We start from the raw sequence: 19,119 nt of genomic DNA on the forward strand, positions 1-19,119 counted from the left end.
ATGACTGACGAATTCGACGAGATCGAAACAGGCCGGCGCAGCGGAGCCCATCGACTGGACTCCTCAGCGCAGTCGAATGTCGGTGCTATCGCACTGGTCATCATCCTCGCCCTTGTTGCCGTTCTGCTGGTCGTTGCGGCCATCAACATCATCACTTCGTCGATGAAGGACCCCGAGTCAAACGTCGGCGAATCCGGATCCGATAAGACCGCCTCGGCGAGTCCATCGCCAAGCGAGAGCGAAGTCAGCGTCGCCGATTCCTCATTGAAGGTCGATGTCCTCAACGGTTCCGGAGTCTCCGGAGTCGCGAAGAAGTTCTCCGAGGCAGTGGAGGAGAAGGGGTGGGGCATTGGCCAGGTCGGCAACTACTCGACCGGTTTGAACGTGTCCACGGTCTACTATTCGGACGAAGCGAACAAGGCTCAGGCGAAGATGGTCGCCGATGCGCTCGGCATCGAGGCCACGGAAGCGTCGACGGACTTCGATGCTGACATCACCGTCGTCATCTGCTCGGACATCGCTGAGCGCGGGCCCGAACCCAGCAAGAGCGGTTCGGGCGAAGGCGGCTCGGACGAGGACGGCGAAGAATCCGGCACAGCCGGTGTCACCGACAACAACTGATGCGGTCAGGCAACAGCTGAAGTGGTGGGGCCGGAATCAGCTCTCCTTGATAGCCGAGCGCTTTTCGCACGGCTTCGCGCCGGCCGTCGAAGCGCGGATTCGCGCGGAAGTGAACTCTTCCACGGCAGCTGTATAACGAATCGATAACAGTGTTGAGTGCTCGGGGGACCTGTCCGCCCCTGGGGTAGAGTTGCATCAGCTAGGCAAGCACTGCCCTTGTGTTCTATTCGTACTTCACCGAGATCATTCTCTAGAGGTCAATGAGAGAAATCGCGGGGTCGGTTGAGTTTTACTAGCTTCCGTTGTCCGCAGCGCGGCCAGACCGGTCGCAATGGGGTGACGGAATGTCAATGACACTGCACTGTATGGAGAAGTAATGGCACAAGGTACCGTCAAATGGTTCAACGCCGAAAAGGGCTATGGATTCATCACCCTGGAAGGTAACAACCAGGACGTGTTCGTTCACTGGAGCGCAATCCAGATGGACGGCTACCGCGCTCTCGAAGAGGGCCAGCAGGTTGAGTTCGAAGTTGGAGAAGGACAAAAGGGTCCTCAGGCGGAATCCGTCACCCTCCTCTGAGACTCACGTACGTAAAGTCTTTTGATCCGCTTCGGCGGGATCACGGCCAAGGCCCGAATCCCTCCGAGTGGGGAAAGCGTCAAGCAGGCAACTGCTTGGCGCTTTTCAGTTGTCTGGGGCCGATTGAGGCCCGTATGAGTCAGCGCCCGGGTTGATGCCGAGAGCTCGGGGCAACGGCGAGCATTGTCTCTACCGTCTGAGTCGGATTGAGTTGGTTTGCAACCAACTCAATCCGACTCAGAGTGTGCAATTGCCAGCGGACGAAGGCGCAAACAGAAGGCGCCTCTGCGGACGACCGCTCCTCTGCGGACGACCACTTCACGGACGCCCACCACACGCCCCGGCGGTTTCGCGCTGAGCCGAAACCGCGCCGGTACAGGGATCGGGGGCGGTGAGCCACCTCGGCGAGTCCCTCAATATTTGCACTCGCATGGGGAGAGTGCTAAATCTAGTAGTGGTGAAAACCATGGGTTTCTCATCAGTCGTCTCGAGAGCGTTGTCCATATGTGGAATGGAACATGCGGGCATACTCTCTGCCGTCGCGGGCGTTGACGACTGCGCTGGATTCCCACTCCACTCCATCAGGGAGGATCTAAGCCACTATGGCAAAGATGATTGCATTCGACGAAGAAGCTCGTCGGGGACTCGAAGCGGGTCTCAACCAGCTTGCTGACGCGGTCAAGGTAACCCTTGGACCACGCGGCCGCAATGTCGTGCTCGAAAAGCAGTGGGGCGCACCCACCATCACAAACGATGGTGTCTCCATTGCCAAGGAGATCGAACTCGAGGATCCCTACGAGAAGATCGGCGCTGAGCTCGTCAAGGAAGTCGCCAAGAAGACTGACGACGTTGCAGGCGACGGCACCACCACCGCTACCGTTCTGGCTCAGGCTCTCGTTCGCGAAGGCCTGCGCAACGTGGCAGCCGGTGCTGATCCGCTCAGCCTCAAGCGTGGCATCGAGAAGGCTGTTGAAGCCGTCACCGGTGTCCTGCTCGAGAACGCCATCGACATCGAGACCAAGGAACAGATCGCCGCTACCGCCGGTATCTCCGCTGGAGATCCTGCTATCGGTGAACTGATCGCCGAGGCCATCGACAAGGTCGGCAAGGAAGGCGTCGTCACCGTCGAGGAGTCCAACACATTCGGACTCGAGCTCGAACTGACCGAGGGTATGCGCTTCGACAAGGGCTACATCTCCGGTTACTTCGTGACCGACACTGATCGCCAGGAAGCTGTCCTTGAGGATCCTTACATCCTCATCGTCAACTCCAAGATCTCGAACGTGAAGGATCTGCTGCCCGTCCTCGAGAAGGTTCAGCAGTCCAACAAGCCGCTGTTCATCATCGCCGAAGACGTTGAGGGCGAAGCTCTCGCGGTTCTCGTGCTGAACAAGATCCGTGGCACCTTCAAGTCCGTGGCCGTCAAGGCTCCTGGCTTCGGAGACCGCCGCAAGGCTCAGCTGGCCGACATCGCCATCCTCACCGGAGGTCAGGTCGTGTCCGAGGAAGTCGGGCTCAAGCTCGACAACGTGACAACCGAACTGCTGGGCACCGCCCGCAAGGTCGTCATCACCAAGGACGAGACCACCATCGTCGAAGGTGCCGGAGACGCCGAGGAGATTGCAGGCCGGGTCGCACAGATCCGTGCCGAGATCGAGAACTCGGATTCGGACTACGACCGTGAGAAGCTGCAGGAACGTCTGGCCAAACTGGCCGGCGGTGTTGCAGTCATCAAGGCCGGTGCTGCGACCGAGGTCGAGCTCAAGGAAACCAAGCACCGCATCGAAGATGCAGTGCGCAACGCCAAGGCTGCTGTAGAAGAGGGAATCGTCGCCGGTGGCGGCGTCTCGCTCATCCAGGCGGGCAAGACCGCCTTCGCCAACCTCTCACTCGAGGGTGACGAAGCAACCGGTGCCAACATCGTCAAGGTTGCCATCGAAGCTCCGCTGAAGCAGATCGCCACCAACGCCGGCCTCGAAGCCGGTGTGGTTGCCGATAAGGTCGCCAACCTCGAAGCCGGATTCGGCCTCAACGCCGCAACCGGTGAGTACGAGGACCTGTTGGCCGCTGGCATCAACGACCCGGTCAAGGTGACCCGCTCTGCCCTGCAGAACGCCGCCTCGATCGCCGGTCTGTTCCTGACCACCGAGTCGGTTGTCGCCGACAAGCCTGAGAAGGCTGCACCAGGTGCTGACGCAGCTGCTGCCGGTATGGACGGAATGGGCGGCATGGGCTTCTGATCAGCCCTTTTCGCTCGAAGAGCCGTGCCGGTGCCCGAAAGGGTGCCGGCACGGTTCTTTTATGTCCAGCGTCCTTCCCGTAGCCTGAGTGCCATGACATTCACCGGCACAGAGTCCTGCGCGAACAGTCCCAAGAACATGTTCGTGGCCCGGTTCGAAGAGAACCTGTTCATAGGCGATGAGTCGGCCCTCGCCGAGGTGGTCGCCGAGGACTGCGTACTCCAGATCGTCGGCAGCGGGGGAGTCGAGACCAGCACCGGCCGTGACGAGGTCGTCGCAGCACTGCTGGGTCTCTGCGCCTCGAACCCAGTGGCCGGTCATCTGGAGGCGGCCATCACTCACGGCAAGGCTGGTGCTGCCTGGGGGCAGTGGGAGTATTCGAGTGATGGGGAGGACATCGGCTACTTCTCGGATACGTTCTGGTTCCGAAACAACAAGGCAGAGGAATTCGCTCAGATTCGGACCTTCCGGCTCTGACGGCTCTGACGGTTCGTTCCTCGCGAATGGTTACGACCGAAGCGATTCGGTTCTGTCAGTCCCAGGGGTTTCTGCGTCGACGTCGGCGTTCATCCCGACGCCTGCGCATTTCATCGCGCGTCGACTCATGCCCCGGTGAAAATGGGGGAGCCAATGGGTGCGGAGGCTGCAATCCGTTGCCGAATGTGTCTCCGAAGTCCTCATCCTCGTCCTCCAAGCCCGTCTTATGCGCCTCAAGTTCACGTTTGGCCTCAGCATCACCCAAGTGAGCTCGAGCCCGCTTGGTCAGCTCGCGCTTGCGTTTGCGGATGAGGCTCTGCTTGTTGGAGATCTGCGAGATCGCGCCGAAGAGCATCGGAAGAATGACGAAGATCGGCCAGAAGAAGATCAGCCTCCCCTGGGCGAATGAGGTGGCGGCCCAGATCGCCAGCGTCACGCCTGCAGGTCCCGCGAACATTCCAAGGAGCGCGGCCCGCACACGGTCCTTGTAATATTTCTGTGCGGCCGCATCGATCTGTTCGGGAGTGATCGGGACACGATCAGCGTTCAACCGGGCCAGAGCTTGGGCACGAGCGGAATCGTCGAGTTCCCCCGGGTCGAGCTCGCCAGCCTCGGCGATGATGAGATCCTGCACGAGATCGGGGACCTCTCCCAAGGTCTTCATGTGATTGGCAGCCTCGCTGCGCTCATCGAACTCCTCTGCATCGATCTGGCCCAAGGCATACGCCTCGGACAGCACATCGGTCACGACAGCGCGATCGGCATCGGAGGCGCGCACCTGCCCATGCGCACGCGGATCCGCGCTGAATCGTGACCACAGAGGGGAACTGTTCATGACTCTTACTGTAACCCCGCCCGGATGAGCGGTCTGAACTAGACTTGAGCAAATGGAACCCGTCGTCGTGCTCATCTTGTTCGCGGTGTTCGTGGGCGCAGTTTCGCAGCGGGTGACCGGAATGGGATTCGGCCTGGTCAGCGGCCCATTCCTCGTGCTTCTGCTCGACCCGTTCTCCGGTGTGGTGCTCGTCAACATCTGCGGCATCGTGGCCAGCGGTACCGTCTTCGCCCGCACCTGGCGAGAGGCCGATTGGGGAGCCTTCTGGAAGCTGACGCTGGGGACCGTCATCGGCACGATTCCCGGAGCTCTCCTGGCCGCGGCACTCCCGGCGCCACCACTGCAGATACTCATCGGCGCGCTCATTATCGCCTCCCTCATCAGCTCCATGGTCATCGGTCGGACAGGCAAGACGATGCCCGCGAACTTCGGCACTAAATTCACCACCGGTCTCCTCTCCGGCACGATGTCGGCGGCTGCGGGAACGGGCGGTCCTGCCGTCAGCGCCTATGCCGTCCTGACCAGGTGGGATCAGCGGACATTCGCCGCAACCCTGCAGCCGTTCCTCGTCGTCGGGACAACCTCGGCGGTCATCTTCAAAGCCGTATTCGACGAGAGTGCATGGCCGCAGCTGGCGGCACCCGTGTGGATCGGGATCGCTGCGGTCCTCATCGCCGGACTTGTCAGCGGAGACTGGCTGTCGAAGAAGGTCGAAGCCTCGACCGCTCGGATTGCCATGATCATCCTCGCTCTCGGCGGAGGAACCGCAACCCTCGTCAAGGGGCTGAGCCACCTGAGCTGAAAGCAGTCCTGACTCATCGTGAAGTGGTTGCCGGATCCTGCCGCGAATGAGCTGAACTCTTCATCGGAGAGTGGTGTCGGACCTTGAGAACTGAGCCGACACAAGGGTTCGGTTCAGTCGCTTGTCAGATTCGTCCGGCATACTAAATGGTGACTCATTCTGCTGGGAGGCATAGATCGTGGGACCAGTATTCCTGATAGTACTCGTGGTGCTCGGCACCATTTTCTTCGTCAGTTACCGCAAGGAAAAACAACGTAAGAAGGAACTCGCAGCCTCCGAGCTCCAGCAGGTGACGAAGACCGCCGGAGAAGACGTGACGTCCTTTGGCGAAGAAGTCGCCGAACTGGATGTCCTCACCGCTGGAGTCGAACTCGACACCGGTGGCTCGCAGGATTACAAACAGGCACTTGACTCCTATGACGTTGCGAAGGAGACGCTCGACAATGTCGCCGAACCCTCCGATATCCGCAGTGTCACCGAGGCTCTCGAAGACGGCCGCTATGCCGCCAAGTGCGTGCGCGCTCGTGTCGACGGCAAGCCGCTGCCCGTGCGCCGTCCTCCATGCTTCTTCAACCCGCAGCACGGACCCTCGTCCGAAGACATCGACTGGGCGCCAGCCGGTGGTCAGTTGCGACCCGTCCCTGTCTGCGCTGCCGACGCCGAGCGCGTCGCGGTGGGTGCGGATCCTGCGGTGCGCAAGGTCGTGACCGCTGACGGACACACTCGCCGCGCCTACTGGGAAGCAGGTCCTGCCTACGCCGAATACAACCGCGGATACTTCAACTCCTACGCAGGTTCCGGGCTTCTGCCCGGTGTGCTGATGGGGTCGATGATGTTCGGCGGTATGGGCGGCGGTGGCTGGGATGGCGACGGCGGCGGTGACATGGCTGGCGGTGACGCCGGAGGTGGCGATGCTGGTGGTGACGGCGGCGGATTCTTCGGCGGAGATGGCGGCGATGGCGGAGGTCTCTTCGGAGGCGACGGATTCGATCTGGGAGACATATTCTGATGGAGACAATTGAGATCCGCGGCGAGTCGATCAAACTTGGTCAGCTGCTCAAACTCCATGGCGTCGCCGAACATGGCGCGATGGCCAAGGACATGATCGCCGACGGCGAAGTCGTGGTCAATGGTGAGGTCGAAACTCGCCGAGGTGCCACAATTCGGCCCGGAGACACTGTCGAAGCTCTGGGTGAGGTCATCGAGGTCGCGACCGAATAGGACTCACGAACCAGCGTCGCATCGGTCGCTGAACCGCTGCAGGCAACACAGCTGAACTGATACGAACTGATACAGACAGACATTGCAGAAGGGACGTCCCCGCGGGGACGTCCCTTCTTCGTATCAGGTTTCTTGGGCGCTCAGCGCTCAGCGCTCAACGCTCAACGCTCAGTGTTCTTCGTTCGACTGGGGGGAGTCATTGAGCCCCGGTGCATCCCACAGCGCCGACCACCGTGAAGTGTCATCCTCGAACGGCAGTTCGTTGGCCAGCACACCGCGCACCTGAATCTCAAGAGGATTGTCTCGCTGCTTGGCACCCGACTGTGCGAACGGATAGAACGTGCCGCGTTTGTACTGGTAGACCAGTGCCAGGCGGCGCCCATCCGGGTTGGCAAAGTAGACGGTCGAGCACAGCAGCATGGTATCGAAGCCCTGGCTGACCAGGGCCGAATTCACAGCGTGCAGATTAGTCACGAGATTGACCACCTCGGCGTCGGTGTCGGAGACGACCTGCCAGGTGTATCCGAAGCCATCGTTGCGCTGTGACACGTTCGCGGCCGGGTCGGAGCTGATGAGGGCAATGCTCTCGGACTCAGCGGACTGGAACGCCGCGCCCTCGACTTGTCGGAACGCCACTGCTCCGACACCGGTGGGCTTGAAGCCTGTTGCAGCTTCGAGCGTCAGCGCGGCTGGAGGAAGTGCGAAGAGGTCGTCGAGGTTGGCCCGTTTCGGTTTGGAACGGCCCAACAGCGCGTCGAAGAAACCCATGAAACTCCTAGTGGATGTCGGTCGGTGCGATTGCGGTCAGCTCAGTGATCGTCACTGCTGCTGTGAAAGCTGCCCGGAGATCCTCGCCAGTTGTGCCAGCCGCTTGTCCAGCGAGGGGTGAGTGGAGAAGAGCTGTCCGAGGGCTGCCTTGCCGCTGACTGCGGGAATGAGAGCCAGGTGGTTGGCCGAGGCTGAAGAACGTAGGTCCTTCTCCGGGATCTTGCTCATGTCCCCGCTGAGCTTCGTCAGTGCCGAAGCCAGCGTCGAGGGCGCGCCGGTGAGGATGGCTGCTGCCCTGTCTGCGGCAAGCTCGCGGTAGCGCGAGAGGCTGCGGATGAGGAGGAACGAGAGACCGTAGACGACGGCCCCGACGAGGAGGAACACCAGCTGGATGGGAACACCGCCGTTGTTGTTGTTCGACCGTCCGAAGCTCATGTAGTAGCCGGCGCGCATCATCAGTGCGGCCAGGACTCCGGTGACCCCGGCGACGGTCATGACAGTGACATCACGGTGGGCGACGTGGGAGAGTTCGTGCGCCAGCACGACCTCGACCTCATCACGGTCGAGTTTTTCAAGCAGTCCGCGAGTCACACACACGACCGATCGTTCCGGCGAACGGCCGGTGGCGAAGGCGTTGGGTATTGCCGAGTTCGAGACCGCGACGCGAGGCTTGGTCGAATCGGCGAGCTGGCAGAGCCGGTCGACCATCGTGTGCAGTTCGGAGGCCTCTTCGGGGGAGACCTCCCGTGCTCCCATGGCCTTCATCGCGATCTTGTCGGAGAAGTACCATTGGAAGAAGAACGCGCCCGCGCTGATGAGCACAGCGAAGATGACCCCGGGGATACTCTGTCCGAAGATCCACCAGATGGCCAGAATGAGGACCACATAGATGAGTCCGTTGAGGAAGATCGTCCACCCCATGCGCATGGTGAGCCCGTTGTCCTTGACGAAGCGATTCTTCATCGTGGTTCCTCTCTGGGTCTGGCAGTTCCGGCCCACAGCCTTGGGTGAAGGCAATGGGCCGGAGCCTTCGATATCAAGATGTGTTGGTCAAGCAGTGCGGATCAGGCTGTGCGGATCACGCTGGATCCGGGATGAAGCCTTCACCGGTGAGGAGCTCCGTGATCTCCTGCAGGGTCGCATCGACGAACGGTATAACGGCCTCACTCGAACCCAGGTAGTCGTTGTCGACAGCCTTGCCGTTTGTGACGACATAGTCGTGGAGGGCGTGCAGAGCGTTCCTGGCGGCTTCTTCATTGCCGACGTTGACGGCGTCTTCGACCTGGTTGTCGTATTTCTGCATCAGGTTCTGGTCGACGTCGGCGACATCGTACTGGCCCTCGCCCATGATGCGGATAATCATTGCTGCTCCTCGCCTTCAAGCGACTGCTGCTGCTTGTTCGACGAGGCTGGCAGCGAATCACGCATCCGGTTGAGTTCCATCTCGACATCGTTTTCGCTGGAGAGCGCATCGAGCTGTGAACTGATGTCATCCTTCGAAGACCCGGTGACATCTTCGAGTGCGCCCGAAGCGATCAGTTCGTCGACGGCACCAGCCCGTGCCTGGAGCGAAGCCGTCTTGTCCTCGGCGCGCTGGACGGCGAGGCCGACGTCACCAAGCTCTTCGGAGATGCCTGAGAAGGCTTCGCCGATCTTCGACTGTGCCTCCGCCGCGTTGTATGTGGCCTTGATCGTTTCCTTCCGCGTGCGGAAGGCGTCGACCTTGGCCTGCAGCCGCTGTGATGCCAGTGTCAGCTTCTGCTCTTCGCCCTGGAGGCCCTCGTGCTGTCCCTGCAGATCGGTGATCTGCTGGTCAAGACCGGACTTCCGGGTCAGTGCCTCACGAGCGAGGTCCTCGCGGCCCATCTCCATGGCCTTCTGGGCCTGACCGCTGAGCTTGGACTGCTGCTGTTCGAGCTGAGTGATCTGCAGTTCGAGGCGCTTGCGGCTGGTGGCGACATCGGCAACACCGCGGCGTACCTTCTGCAGCAGCTCAAGCTGCTTCTGATATGAATAATCGAGGGTTTCATTGGGGTTCTCGGCTTTGTCCAGTGCCTTGTTAGCCTTGGCGCCAAAGATCGCCGCGATCCTTTGGAAGATGCTCATCCGTAGTCGACTCCTGCATTGGTCTTGACCCGACGCTACAGACCGATCGTCTCCGTACCTGGAGAAACCCTGTCAGCACCGCCGCGAACTATCGCTATCAGCCTACTAACAAAGGCTGACAATTTGCCAGACGTGGACACAGAACTCGAACAGATAATCGAGGCGAGAATCGGCGACGACAGCATGCCGTGGCATGCTGTCGGGGGCTTGGCGCTCAGGGGGCGAAGAGCCGGGAATTCGCGGCTTCGACCTCAGAGTACTGAGCGGCCGCTGTGTTGAGCGCCCCGTGGATCGAGGTCAGCGATTCGAACAGCTGTTTCTGTGCGCCCTCCCACTCATTGATGACTGTCTGGAAGTTCTGTGCAGCGCTTCCCTTCCAACACTCCTGCAAGGTGAGAAGATTCCTCAGCATCGTGTTGGACTCCGCAACAAGTGTGCGCGCGGTTCCTGCTGTGGAAGCGGCTGCAGATGAGACGCGTTCGGCGTCGACTTCGAAACTCATGACTTCTCCTGACGGTGGGCACCGGAACTCGGTACGAGGGACCGGGACTCTCATCAGCATCACCGCTCGCTCGCGCTGGAAGAAGCCCAGAGAAAGAGGGTGTGGATAGCGCTTGGCTGTCCACACCCTCAACGCACATGAGTCAGATCGCCATCCACAGCGATCTGCACTCAAGTGGTGCTACTTCAGTACCAGCGTTGTCTTCAACGTCTGTTCCTGTCCGCCGCGGATCACCGTGAAATCGACGGGAGAGTTCGTCGGCTGTGCGCGGACGAGCGCACGCAGCGCAATCGCGTTGTTGACTTTTGTCCCGGACACGGACACGATGTCGTCGCCGTCTTTGAAGCCTGCCTTCGCTGCTGGTGATCCGGACTGCACCGACTGCACCTTGGCGCTGCCGCGAGTGGTGCCGCCGCTGTTGATCTGTCCGTCCGTGAGCGTGATCCCGAGGAACGGGTGCAGCGCCTTGCCGTTGGCGATGAGCTGGTCGGCGATCATCACAGCCTGTGAAGAGGGGATGGCGAACCCGATGCCGATCGATCCCGACTGGCCGTCCTCACCTGCCTGGCTCAATGAGGCGGCAGCGGAGTTGACGCCGATGAAGTTGCCATCGCCGTCCACGAGCGGGCCGCCGGAGTTGCCGGGGTTGATCGCCGCATCCGTCTGGATGGCGTTCGTGATCGTCATCTCCTTCTCCTGCGAAGTCGCGTCCTCGCCGATGTTCTCCGTCGACACAGGACGGTCGAGGGCTGAGACGATGCCGGTGGTGACCGAGTCAGCGAGGCCGAGGGGGTTGCCCAATGCCATCACCGGGTCTCCGACCTTCATCTTCTTCGAGTCGCCGACGGGCAGAGGATCGACGTCCTTGGGAACCTGGTCGAGTTTGATGACCGCGATATCGGTCGACGGATCGCGCCCGACGATTTTGGCCTTCATCGTCTCACCGCTCTTCATCGTCACCGCGATCTCACCGGAGGGCGTGTCTGCCGGGGCCACCACGTGGTTGTTCGTGATGACGTGCCCCTGGTCGTCGTAGAGCGAGCCCGAACCCAGAGCCTGGACCTTGCCATCGGTGCCGACCTGAATCGACACGACACTCTGGGACGTCTGCTTCGCGACCTCGGTCCAGTCCGGGGTTTCAATCGTCTGACCGGCGACCTTGCGCGGTTCATCCCCTCCGAGGGCACTGACCGCGTAGCTCCCGCCGAAGGCAGCACCTCCGCCCAGCAGGGCGGCGATCAACGCGATGGCGATGGTCGCACCCCAGCCCGGTCCCCGCTTCTCTCGCCGAGGTGGTGCTTCGCTTCCGTACGGCCCGGGGCCTCCCGGTCCTCCTGGGCCTCCTGGCGCGCCGGGCCCACCCGGACCCCCTGGCCCGGACTGGAATCCCGCGGAACCGGAAGCGGGGTACCCGCCCTGGTTCGGCTGATTGCCGTAATGACCGTGGGCATTTGCGCCTGTGCCGGCAGCGGCGCCTGCACCCGCTCCCGCAGCGACTCCGACTCCTGCACCAAGTGCAGGCTGTCCGGCACCCTGAGAATACGGAGTGCCGTATGGGGCATTGGCATCAGTGGGGGAGTTGGGGCCGGCCTGCGCTGGTCCGTTGGGTGTGGTGGCTCTGGCATAGGGGTAGCCGTTGTGACTGCTGGTGCCATTGTCTGGGCTGCGGTCAAAGCGCTGGCTGCTGCCGTAGTTCTGGCTCGGTCCCTGGCCTGGCTGTCCGGGCTGGCCGGTCTGGCCTCTCGAACCATCAACAGGGGGCTGAGCGCGAGTCGGCTGTCCCTGCGGGGGATTCTGATCCTGGTTGTGATCGAACCTCTGGCCCTGCCTGGGGTCCTGTCCTTGCCATGGAGCCTGGCCTTGACCAGCATTGCCGCCTTGGCCCTGGTCCTGCTCCGGGCTGTCCGGACCGTTCTGCCTGTTCTGGCTGTTCGGGCCGGTCGGTCGGGCCGAGGGCGCGACGGGTGGGCTGACGCGGGCCGGGCCGTTCGAACCGTTGGCGCTGTTCGACCCGTTCGGGAAGGTGCGTGGGATCTCTGCCGAACGGCGGGACCCGTCTGTGGGTCTTTGAGGTCCTGCAGTCGAGTTGCGGGGGACGTCTGAGGAGTCGCGTGAGCCATCTGCATCTGTGGGGAACGTGCGGTGGTCCTGATCCCCGTGCCGTCCCCGGTTGTTGGAGTTGTAGCCCTGATTGTTAGGGTCGTTGCTGCTCATCGCTCGTCCTTTCGTGCGTCCGGAGCGCTGTCTTCAGTTTCTGAGATGGGCAGATCGATGCGGAACGTTGCACCGCCGCCCGGTGTCTGGTGCACTGTGATCGAGCCGTGGTGGTTCTCCACGATCGCTTTGACGATGGAGAGTCCGAGGCCGGACCCGCCGGTGTCGCGAGTCCTGGAGACGTCGAGGCGGTAGAACCGTTCGAAGATCCGAGGAACGACCTCGGGGTCGATCCCGTCGCCGTGGTCGCGCACCTCGATCCTGACTCGCCCGTTGGGGAAACCGCGCAGCGATTCGTCGACGGTGATGGACCCCGCTGCTGTCATGTCCGGCACGATGCCGGTCGGTGTCTGAGCGTCGCTCTGATCATTGCCGGTGGAGTCGCCTCGGCGGAAGATGCGTACACCGCCGGTGACGAATCCGCGCTCGCGGGACTTGTCCTTCGCCGCTGACTTGTTCGCGTTCGCCACCACCTTGTTCGAACCGGTCTTGGTGCCGGTACCTTGGCCATTTGCAGACTCTGCTGAGTCCGCAGCAGCCTCGGTGCTGCCTCCGACAACGCCGACGGCGAATTCGATGGCCGTGTGCTCTGGCGTGTGTCGGACAGCGTTGCCGGCGAGGTTGATGATGACCTGACGGATCTTCGACTCCGATCCGCGGATCATCGGCACAGGCTGCGCGTCCTCTCCATCGAGTCCGATGAAGCTGATGTCGCGGTCGGGAGCCTGGGCAGCCGCGTCGGCGGCGGCGTCGCGGGCGATTCGATGGAGGTCGATGGGCCCGATCTCGGCAGGTCGCTGTTCATCGAGACGGGCGAGGACGACGAGGTCGTCGACGAGTACGCCCATCCGCTTGGCTTCGGACTCCATGCGTTCCATGGCGTTGCCGATGTCATCTGACTTCGTAATCGCACCCTGCCGATAGAGCTCGGCATAGCCGCGAATGGTGACCAACGGTGTGCGCAGCTCGTGCGAGGCGTCGGAGACGAACTGGCGGATGCGCTTCTCCGATCGCGTCTGTCCGTCGAAGGAATCCTCGATGCGGCCCAACATCGTGTTCAGCGCACCCGAGAGGCGGCCGAGCTCGGTGTTGCGAGGGAACGTCGGCACCCTCTGACTCAGGTCACCGGCTGCGATCCGTGAAGCAGTCTTCTCAATGTCACGCAGCGGCCGGAACGTGTTGTTGATCGCCCAGTATCCGACGCCTGCGACCAAGGCCAGAGCCAACAGTCCGATGCCGATCATCGTGTTGCGGGCACGTTCGTTGATGTTGTCGATTTCGCGATCGAAGGGCACCGCGATCGAGACGAGCACATCGGTGTTCTGGACCTTCATCGCTCGCGCTCGCCACTTCGAGTTGGTCCCCGTGACGGTGAATGGTTCACCGCCGCGTGAGTAGACCTGGGACTCGTTGATCCTCGGCAGGATCGGGCGGTTGCCCGACTCCGGAGCCACAGGGTCGCTGATCGGTTTGCCGCTCGTGTCATAGAACTGAACGTAGAATCCCTCGGGCATCAGGCTCTTGAGCTCATCCCACGAGCTCGAATCGATCGTGGTGGGAGTCTCGGTCGAAGAATCCGACCCGTGGCTGTCCTTACCCGAATCCGGTGTCTGATGCTTACTCGACTGTGTCGCTTGCAGCTGGGCAGGCTGGAACACATCCTGATAGGCCTGCTTCGCAAGGGTCTCCGAGGCATTGATGAGTCTCTCATCGGTGCGCTCGACGAGGCTGTCGCGGAGATTTTCGAGCACCCAAGCACTCGTTCCGGAGAGAACGAGCAGCATGAGCAACATCATGATGGCCAGCAGCTTGGTGGTCAGCGACCATTCTTCCCAGAAGCCGGGGCGGGTGGGACGGGATTCTTTTGCCACGTGATTAATCTAGCGCCTGAGCTTGTCCGACTACTTGGATTCCGGTGTGCGCAGCATGTAGCCCACACCGCGCTTGGTCTGAATCATCGGTGTCCACTCCATCTCCACAGGGTGTCCTGCGGCGTCTGTCTCGGGCGTAACATCGATCTTGCGTCGCAGGTAGGAGATGTAGGACTCGACGATTCCGGTGTCGCCGCCGAAGTCGTATTCCCAGACATGGTCGAGGATCTGAGACTTCGAGAGCACCCGATTGGTGTTGAGCATGAGGTAGCGCAGCAGCTTGAACTCGGTGGGGGAGAGATCGATGAGGATTCCCGAGCGACGCACCTCATGAGTGTCGTCATCGAGTTCGAGATCGCCGGCCATGATGACGGCGTTCTCTTCGTCTTCGAGGCTGCGGGTCCGACGCAGCACGGCGCGGATGCGGGCGACGACCTCTTCGAGGCTGAAGGGCTTCGTGACATAGTCGTCGCCGCCGACGGTGAGGCCGGTGATCTTGTCCGAAGTGTCATCACGGGCGGTGAGGAACACGACAGGAGCATTCATGCCGATCTGGCGCAGGCGACGGGTGACTGTGAAGCCGTCCATGTCCGGCAGCATCACGTCGAGGACGAGGAGATCAGGGTTGGTCTGCTCGGCCAGACGAAGAGCTTCAGCACCATTGGCGGCCGAGACGACGTCGAAGCCGGCGAAGCGCAGACTGGTCGAGAGGAGTTCGCGGATATTGGGCTCATCGTCGACAACGAGGAGTGTGGCTTCGATGTCGGTATCGTTTGCTGTAGTCATGCATCCAGTCTGAATATCAATTCTGAGAGTCGCTTGACAGTTACCTGAATGCGATTGTGAGCCAGGTCACTGAAAAACTCTCGGGAAAGTCCTGTGAGCCCCGAAGCGCCGCATGCGCTCTCAGGAATGGTGTGACGAATTGAGCAATATTTGCGCTCGCGCACAGCCTGCACACAGAGAAGGCAGGCTCGACCTCACGAGCCTGCCTGGCGGGCCCGGAAGGCGGCCACGTGCGTGCGGTTGGCGCAGTTGCCGGTGTCGCAGAAGCGCTTCGAGCGGTTGCGGCTGAAGTCGGCCAGATAGGCTCCGCAGTCTTCCGCCGCACAGCGTCCCAGTCGGTCTAGGTCCCCGCTGCGGATGAGGTCGATGAGTACAAGGGCGACGTCGGCCGCCACGCGATCGGCAAGACTCGCCGCCTGCCCCACTGCGTGCAGGTGCCAATCCCAGCTTCCATGCTTGACCAGCTGTGGCAGCGCGCCGGTCTCGCGGAGCGTGATATTCACCTCATTGACGACGCCTTCTTCGCCCGCTTCGACCTCAGCATCGGTCTGGGCATCGATGCTCGAGTCGAGCACGACGGCAAATCGTTCACGCAGCTCACGAGTCTCCTCGACGTCGGGCTTCGTGGCCTGGAAGGGGCCGGAGAAGTCGTGTCGGGCAGCGAATCCGTGGAGTCCGGCAGTCGTCGTCAGCTCATCTCCCGCCTCGGCGATGGTGCCGGAGGTGTTGAGGAGATCGACGAGCATGGTGAGATTCGAGCGAATGTCGTAGGCGAAAGTCATTGTGAATGACATTCTGCCACACCATGTAAGGGTCAAAGTGTATTTGACTCATTTCATGGTGGTGGGAAATACTGGTCAAGGCGGACAACGCTGTCGCATCATCACGCGCCGCATCGCACATATCGGCCGCGAGCAGCATCGTGACTGCACTGCACCACATGTACGTCCGCAGTTCACATCCACTCATCACAACCACCTCGGCGAGGGAAAGAGTCCTACGTCGAGTCCGCGCGCATCTCAGGAGGTCAAGAATGAATCGCACCGTCGTCATGGGGTTTCTGCTGACTCTGGCCTCCGCGTTCTTCTTCGCGGTCTCAGGCCCGATCGCGAAGACGATGTATGCGATCGGGTGGACTCCTGGCTCCGTCGTCCTCATTCGCCTCGCGGGCTCGGCCATTCTGCTGCTCATCCCCAGCCTCATCGCTCTGCGTGGACGTTGGGATGAGGTGCGCCGGCACTGGAAGACCGTGCTCACTTACGGGCTGGTGTCGATGGCAGGTGTGCAGGGCTTCTACTTCGTCGCCGTCGAGCACCTCACCGTCGCTGTTGCGCTGTTGCTGGAGATGACGGCACCGATGCTCATCGTGTTCTGGATCTGGGCACGTACCCGGGCCCGTCCCGCGACCGTGACCTTCATCGGGGTGGTGATCTCGATGTTCGGGCTGGTGCTTGTCCTCAACCTCCGCGACTCCGACATCAGCATCTTCGGCGTCATCATGGCACTTGCCGCGGCAGTCTGCCTGGCCAGTTACTTCCTGGTCTCGGCGAAGGACTCCATCAATGTTCCACCGGTCGCGCTGACCGGCTTGGGCATGGGCGTGGGCGCATTGGCCATGTCCATCATCGTGTTCTCGGGAGTTATGCCTGCCGGCATCGTCACCGCCGACGTCGACTTCGGCGGATACGCGGTTTCCTGGATCCTGCCCATGGCGATGATCGTCGTCTTCACAGTGGGCGCCTACATCACGGGCATCCTGGGACTGCGCTACATCGGGGCCACGGTCGGCTCCTTCGTCAACCTCATCGAGGTTCCATTCTCCGTCATCGTGGCTTGGCTGATCCTGTTTGAGATGCCAGCGCCCATCCAACTCTTCGGCGGTGTGTTCATCGTCGGCGGCGTCGGCTTCATCAAATGGGGCGAGGCGCGCCTGGCCCGCCGAGTGGCCTCCCGCGAGGTCATCGTCCGGGCCGAGGAGCTCGCTGCGGTCTGAGGCTGACCTCCATTACGAGTGGGCGTAGGCGAGGAGGCGCACTTGTGGGCGCACTCGATGACGCACGCTCAAGTATGCGCATGAGGGTGAGCGGCCCGGGGTTGCTTTAGGCGACTTCGCTTTCGGGCTTCAGTATTCCAGCGCGACAAGTCACGATGATCCCGGCCAGTAGAATCAGCAGACTCCCGCCCGCTTGCCACCATCCGTTCCACCACCCGCTGATGCTGTCTCCGCGAATGGGGGATTCGTCTGCCTATCGGCCACCGTCCGGGCGCCGAGCAACGTTTAGTGGGATTGACCAGCGCCCGGAAGATGGTTGAGCGGTGTGGCAGCCTTCGCTAAACCTCCCTGACGTCACTAATTGCGCCCGGCGCCGGGGCGGTTTAGTGACGTCGGAGTGGTTTAGCGGCGTGGTCCCCTCAGCGGACCTCGATGTCGTAGCTGTAGCCCTGCTCGGTGAGAAAGCGGCGACGCTGGGCCGCGAAGTGCTCGTCGACTGTGTCGGCGGCGACGACGGTATAGAACGTCGCGGAGCCCGAATCTTCCTTCGGTCGCAGGATCCGACCCAGTCGCTGAGCTTCCTCCTGCCGGGAGCCGAAGGCACCGGAGACCTGGATTGCCACCGAGGCGGCCGGCAGGTCGACGGAGAAGTTCGCGACCTTCGACACCACGAGCACAGGGATCTGTCCCGAACGGAATTCGCGGAAGAGTTCCTGGCGCTGCGATTCCGGAGTCTGCCCGGTCAGCACGGGGGCGTCGAGGCCGGCCCCGATCTCCTCGAGCTGATCGAGGTACTGCCCGATGACGAGGATCTGTGCATTGGGATGGTCGGCGACGAGCTCGCGCACGATCGGCAGCTTCGCATCCGAGGTGGCCGCGAGCCGGTACCGATCCTCACCGTCGGCACGTGCATAGGCCGTGCGTGTCCCGCCGTCGAGACGGACCCGAATCTCATGACAGGACGCGGTGGCGATGTAGCCCATGCGTTCGAGTTCCTTCCACGGAACCTCGTACTGCTTGGGGCCGATGAGGGAGAACACCTCATCCTCACGTCCGTCCTCGCGCACCAGTGTGGCGGTGAGACCGAGGCGTCGCCGGGCCTGCAGGCTCGCGGTGAGACGGAAGATCGGTGCGGGCAGGAGGTGGACCTCGTCATAGATGACCAGCCCCCAGTCCTTGGCGTCGAGGAGCTCCAGGTGCAGGTAGGAGCCTTTGCGGCGGGTCGTCAGCACCTGATAGGTGGCGATGGTGATCGGTCGGATCTCCTTCGTCGACCCCGAGTACTCACCGACCTCATCCTCGGTCAGCGAGGTGCGGGCGAGGATCTCGTCCTTCCACTGCCGGGCGGCCACCGAGTTCGTCACAAGGATCAGCGTCGTCGTCTGCACCCGCGACATCGTGGCCACGCCGACGATGGTCTTGCCGGCACCGCAGGGCAGAACCACGACACCGGACTCACCGCTGAGGGAATGGTCGATCGCTTCCTTCTGATAGTCACGCAGATGCCACTGACCACCATGGGCGTCATCGGACAAGGCGATCTCGTGGGCCTCGCCGTCGACATAACCGGCATGGTCGGAGACAGGATGGCCCAGTTGCAGCAGCGCATGCTTGAGCTCACCGCGTTCCGAAGGATGGACGAGGACGGATTCGGCGTCGAGGGATTTGCCGAACTTGCCCACCAGGTCCGGCTGCTCGATGAGAGAGGCGAGCAGCTCGGTGTCCGTTGAGGTCAGGGTCAGTCCATGGATCGGATTCTCGATGAGGGTGAGGACTCCGAACCGGTCCATGATGTCGACGATGTCGACGAGCAGCTCATGGGGCACCGGGTATTTCGCGAACTCGAGGAGGACGTCGACGACGGACTCCGCATCATGTCCGCTGGCGCGGGCGTTCCACAGCCCCAAGGGGGTGATCGTGTACGTGTGAATGTACTCCGGCGTCCGCGAGAGCTGAGCGAACGGCGCGATCGCCACGGCCGCCTCGACGGCCAGGGTGTGCCCCGATTCCAGCAGCACAGTCCGGTCGGACTGCACGATCAACGGACCGTTCATGTAAGTTCCTGCTTCTTTCCACGCCGAGGTGACTTCCGAGGGCCTAACG

19 protein-coding genes are annotated in these 19,119 nt (G+C 61.9%); 8 read left to right on the plus strand and 11 right to left on the minus strand.

The window, feature by feature from the left end:
- The 4 genes from INT40_RS10895 to INT40_RS10910 all read left to right on the plus strand — a co-directional run bounded on the left by INT40_RS10895 (position 1) and on the right by INT40_RS10910 (position 3,918).
- Positions 1-621 carry a LytR C-terminal domain-containing protein gene (locus tag INT40_RS10895; RefSeq protein ID WP_101574289.1) on the plus strand — a complete coding sequence of 207 codons (621 nt, stop codon included), beginning with the start codon at positions 1-3 and terminating at the stop codon, positions 619-621.
- A gap of 376 nt (positions 622-997) precedes the next feature.
- Positions 998-1,201 carry a cold-shock protein gene (locus INT40_RS10900; RefSeq protein WP_009881874.1) on the plus strand — a complete coding sequence of 68 codons (204 nt, stop codon included), beginning with the start codon at positions 998-1,000 and terminating at the stop codon, positions 1,199-1,201.
- Positions 1,202-1,803: 602 nt separating this feature from the next.
- Complete coding sequence (gene groL / locus INT40_RS10905) at positions 1,804-3,441, plus strand: chaperonin GroEL (protein ID WP_193071246.1); 1,638 nt, start codon at positions 1,804-1,806, stop codon at positions 3,439-3,441.
- Between the two features lie 93 nt (positions 3,442-3,534).
- Entirely contained in the window at positions 3,535-3,918 is a 384-nt protein-coding gene (locus INT40_RS10910; RefSeq protein WP_193071247.1) for a hypothetical protein, read from the plus strand.
- Between the two features lie 55 nt (positions 3,919-3,973).
- Here the strand turns inward: INT40_RS10910 and INT40_RS10915 are convergent, their stop codons facing one another.
- Entirely contained in the window at positions 3,974-4,753 is a 780-nt protein-coding gene (locus INT40_RS10915) for a DUF1707 domain-containing protein (protein WP_101574588.1), read from the minus strand.
- 52 nt (positions 4,754-4,805) lie between these two features.
- On the opposite strand from INT40_RS10915, the gene INT40_RS10920 reads away from it, so the two are divergent.
- The 3 genes from INT40_RS10920 (at position 4,806) to INT40_RS10930 (ending at position 6,776) form a co-directional block, all read left to right on the plus strand.
- Positions 4,806-5,555: a sulfite exporter TauE/SafE family protein gene (locus INT40_RS10920; protein ID WP_101574587.1), complete on the plus strand. Its 750-nt coding sequence runs from the start codon at positions 4,806-4,808 to the stop codon at positions 5,553-5,555.
- A gap of 208 nt (positions 5,556-5,763) precedes the next feature.
- Positions 5,764-6,564 (plus strand): hypothetical protein, encoded by an 801-nt coding sequence (locus INT40_RS10925; protein ID WP_319020859.1) that lies wholly within the window; start codon positions 5,764-5,766, stop codon positions 6,562-6,564.
- The gene (locus tag INT40_RS10930; RefSeq protein ID WP_101574585.1) at positions 6,564-6,776 is read left to right on the plus strand and encodes an RNA-binding S4 domain-containing protein; all 213 of its coding nucleotides are present in this window, start codon (positions 6,564-6,566) and stop codon (positions 6,774-6,776) included. The genes INT40_RS10925 and INT40_RS10930 overlap by 1 nt, the downstream gene beginning before the upstream one ends.
- 168 nt (positions 6,777-6,944) lie before the next feature.
- Here INT40_RS10930 and pspAB read toward each other — a convergent pair whose 3' ends face one another.
- The 9 genes from pspAB to INT40_RS10975 form a co-directional block, all read right to left on the minus strand.
- Positions 6,945-7,544 (minus strand): PspA-associated protein PspAB, encoded by a 600-nt coding sequence (gene pspAB, locus INT40_RS10935; protein ID WP_101574584.1) that lies wholly within the window; start codon positions 7,542-7,544, stop codon positions 6,945-6,947.
- A gap of 51 nt (positions 7,545-7,595) precedes the next feature.
- On the minus strand, positions 7,596-8,507 hold the full coding sequence (gene htpX, locus INT40_RS10940) for a zinc metalloprotease HtpX (protein ID WP_101574583.1): 912 nt from the start codon (positions 8,505-8,507) through the stop codon (positions 7,596-7,598).
- Positions 8,508-8,622: 115 nt separating this feature from the next.
- Positions 8,623-8,907 (minus strand): PspA-associated protein PspAA, encoded by a 285-nt coding sequence (gene pspAA / locus INT40_RS10945; protein ID WP_193071249.1) that lies wholly within the window; start codon positions 8,905-8,907, stop codon positions 8,623-8,625.
- Positions 8,904-9,650: a PspA/IM30 family protein gene (locus tag INT40_RS10950; RefSeq protein WP_101574581.1), complete on the minus strand. Its 747-nt coding sequence runs from the start codon at positions 9,648-9,650 to the stop codon at positions 8,904-8,906. Before INT40_RS10950 ends, pspAA begins: the two co-directional genes overlap by 4 nt.
- A 214-nt stretch (positions 9,651-9,864) precedes the next feature.
- A complete protein-coding gene (locus INT40_RS10955) occupies positions 9,865-10,152 on the minus strand; it encodes a WXG100 family type VII secretion target (RefSeq protein ID WP_101574580.1) in 288 nt (95 codons plus the stop codon).
- A 180-nt stretch (positions 10,153-10,332) separates the two neighbouring features.
- Positions 10,333-12,366, minus strand: coding sequence for a trypsin-like peptidase domain-containing protein (locus INT40_RS10960; protein ID WP_193071250.1), 2,034 nt, complete (start codon positions 12,364-12,366; stop codon positions 10,333-10,335).
- Positions 12,363-14,237, minus strand: a complete 1,875-nt coding sequence (locus INT40_RS10965) for a sensor histidine kinase (protein ID WP_193071251.1) — start codon at positions 14,235-14,237, stop codon at positions 12,363-12,365. Before INT40_RS10965 ends, INT40_RS10960 begins: the two co-directional genes overlap by 4 nt.
- Before the next feature lie 30 nt (positions 14,238-14,267).
- Positions 14,268-15,023, minus strand: a complete 756-nt coding sequence (locus tag INT40_RS10970; protein WP_009881891.1) for a response regulator transcription factor — start codon at positions 15,021-15,023, stop codon at positions 14,268-14,270.
- Positions 15,024-15,217: 194 nt separating this feature from the next.
- Positions 15,218-15,817 carry a CGNR zinc finger domain-containing protein gene (locus INT40_RS10975; protein ID WP_226831161.1) on the minus strand — a complete coding sequence of 200 codons (600 nt, stop codon included), beginning with the start codon at positions 15,815-15,817 and terminating at the stop codon, positions 15,218-15,220.
- A 239-nt stretch (positions 15,818-16,056) separates the two neighbouring features.
- Between INT40_RS10975 and INT40_RS10980 the strand changes: the two genes are divergently transcribed.
- The gene (locus tag INT40_RS10980; RefSeq protein WP_226831163.1) at positions 16,057-17,016 is read left to right on the plus strand and encodes an EamA family transporter; all 960 of its coding nucleotides are present in this window, start codon (positions 16,057-16,059) and stop codon (positions 17,014-17,016) included.
- 419 nt (positions 17,017-17,435) lie between these two features.
- Here the strand turns inward: INT40_RS10980 and INT40_RS10985 are convergent, their stop codons facing one another.
- Entirely contained in the window at positions 17,436-19,070 is a 1,635-nt protein-coding gene (locus INT40_RS10985; RefSeq protein WP_101574577.1) for a DNA repair helicase XPB, read from the minus strand.
- Positions 19,071-19,119 lie beyond the last annotated feature (49 nt).

The sequence above is a fragment of the Brevibacterium sp. FME17 genome, assembly GCF_014897515.1.
Taxonomy (GTDB): Bacteria; Actinomycetota; Actinomycetes; order Actinomycetales; family Brevibacteriaceae; genus Brevibacterium.

What these genes read in the sequence shown, in the direction of transcription:
- INT40_RS10975 (WP_226831161.1), bottom strand. Translation starts at nt 15,817, where the DNA reads ATGTCATTCACAATGACTTTCGCCTACGACATTCGCTCGAATCTCACC.
- INT40_RS10970 (WP_009881891.1), bottom strand. Translation starts at nt 15,023, where the DNA reads ATGACTACAGCAAACGATACCGACATCGAAGCCACACTCCTCGTTGTC.
- pspAA (WP_193071249.1), bottom strand. Translation starts at nt 8,907, where the DNA reads ATGATTATCCGCATCATGGGCGAGGGCCAGTACGATGTCGCCGACGTC.
- INT40_RS10930 (WP_101574585.1), top strand. Translation starts at nt 6,564, where the DNA reads ATGGAGACAATTGAGATCCGCGGCGAGTCGATCAAACTTGGTCAGCTG.
- INT40_RS10900 (WP_009881874.1), top strand. Translation starts at nt 998, where the DNA reads ATGGCACAAGGTACCGTCAAATGGTTCAACGCCGAAAAGGGCTATGGA.
- htpX (WP_101574583.1), bottom strand. Translation starts at nt 8,507, where the DNA reads ATGAAGAATCGCTTCGTCAAGGACAACGGGCTCACCATGCGCATGGGG.
- groL (WP_193071246.1), top strand. Translation starts at nt 1,804, where the DNA reads ATGGCAAAGATGATTGCATTCGACGAAGAAGCTCGTCGGGGACTCGAA.
- INT40_RS10980 (WP_226831163.1), top strand. Translation starts at nt 16,057, where the DNA reads ATGAATCGCACCGTCGTCATGGGGTTTCTGCTGACTCTGGCCTCCGCG.
- INT40_RS10920 (WP_101574587.1), top strand. Translation starts at nt 4,806, where the DNA reads ATGGAACCCGTCGTCGTGCTCATCTTGTTCGCGGTGTTCGTGGGCGCA.
- INT40_RS10915 (WP_101574588.1), bottom strand. Translation starts at nt 4,753, where the DNA reads ATGAACAGTTCCCCTCTGTGGTCACGATTCAGCGCGGATCCGCGTGCG.
- INT40_RS10960 (WP_193071250.1), bottom strand. Translation starts at nt 12,366, where the DNA reads ATGAGCAGCAACGACCCTAACAATCAGGGCTACAACTCCAACAACCGG.
- pspAB (WP_101574584.1), bottom strand. Translation starts at nt 7,544, where the DNA reads ATGGGTTTCTTCGACGCGCTGTTGGGCCGTTCCAAACCGAAACGGGCC.
- INT40_RS10985 (WP_101574577.1), bottom strand. Translation starts at nt 19,070, where the DNA reads ATGAACGGTCCGTTGATCGTGCAGTCCGACCGGACTGTGCTGCTGGAA.
- INT40_RS10950 (WP_101574581.1), bottom strand. Translation starts at nt 9,650, where the DNA reads ATGAGCATCTTCCAAAGGATCGCGGCGATCTTTGGCGCCAAGGCTAAC.
- INT40_RS10955 (WP_101574580.1), bottom strand. Translation starts at nt 10,152, where the DNA reads ATGAGTTTCGAAGTCGACGCCGAACGCGTCTCATCTGCAGCCGCTTCC.
- INT40_RS10910 (WP_193071247.1), top strand. Translation starts at nt 3,535, where the DNA reads ATGACATTCACCGGCACAGAGTCCTGCGCGAACAGTCCCAAGAACATG.
- INT40_RS10895 (WP_101574289.1), top strand. Translation starts at nt 1, where the DNA reads ATGACTGACGAATTCGACGAGATCGAAACAGGCCGGCGCAGCGGAGCC.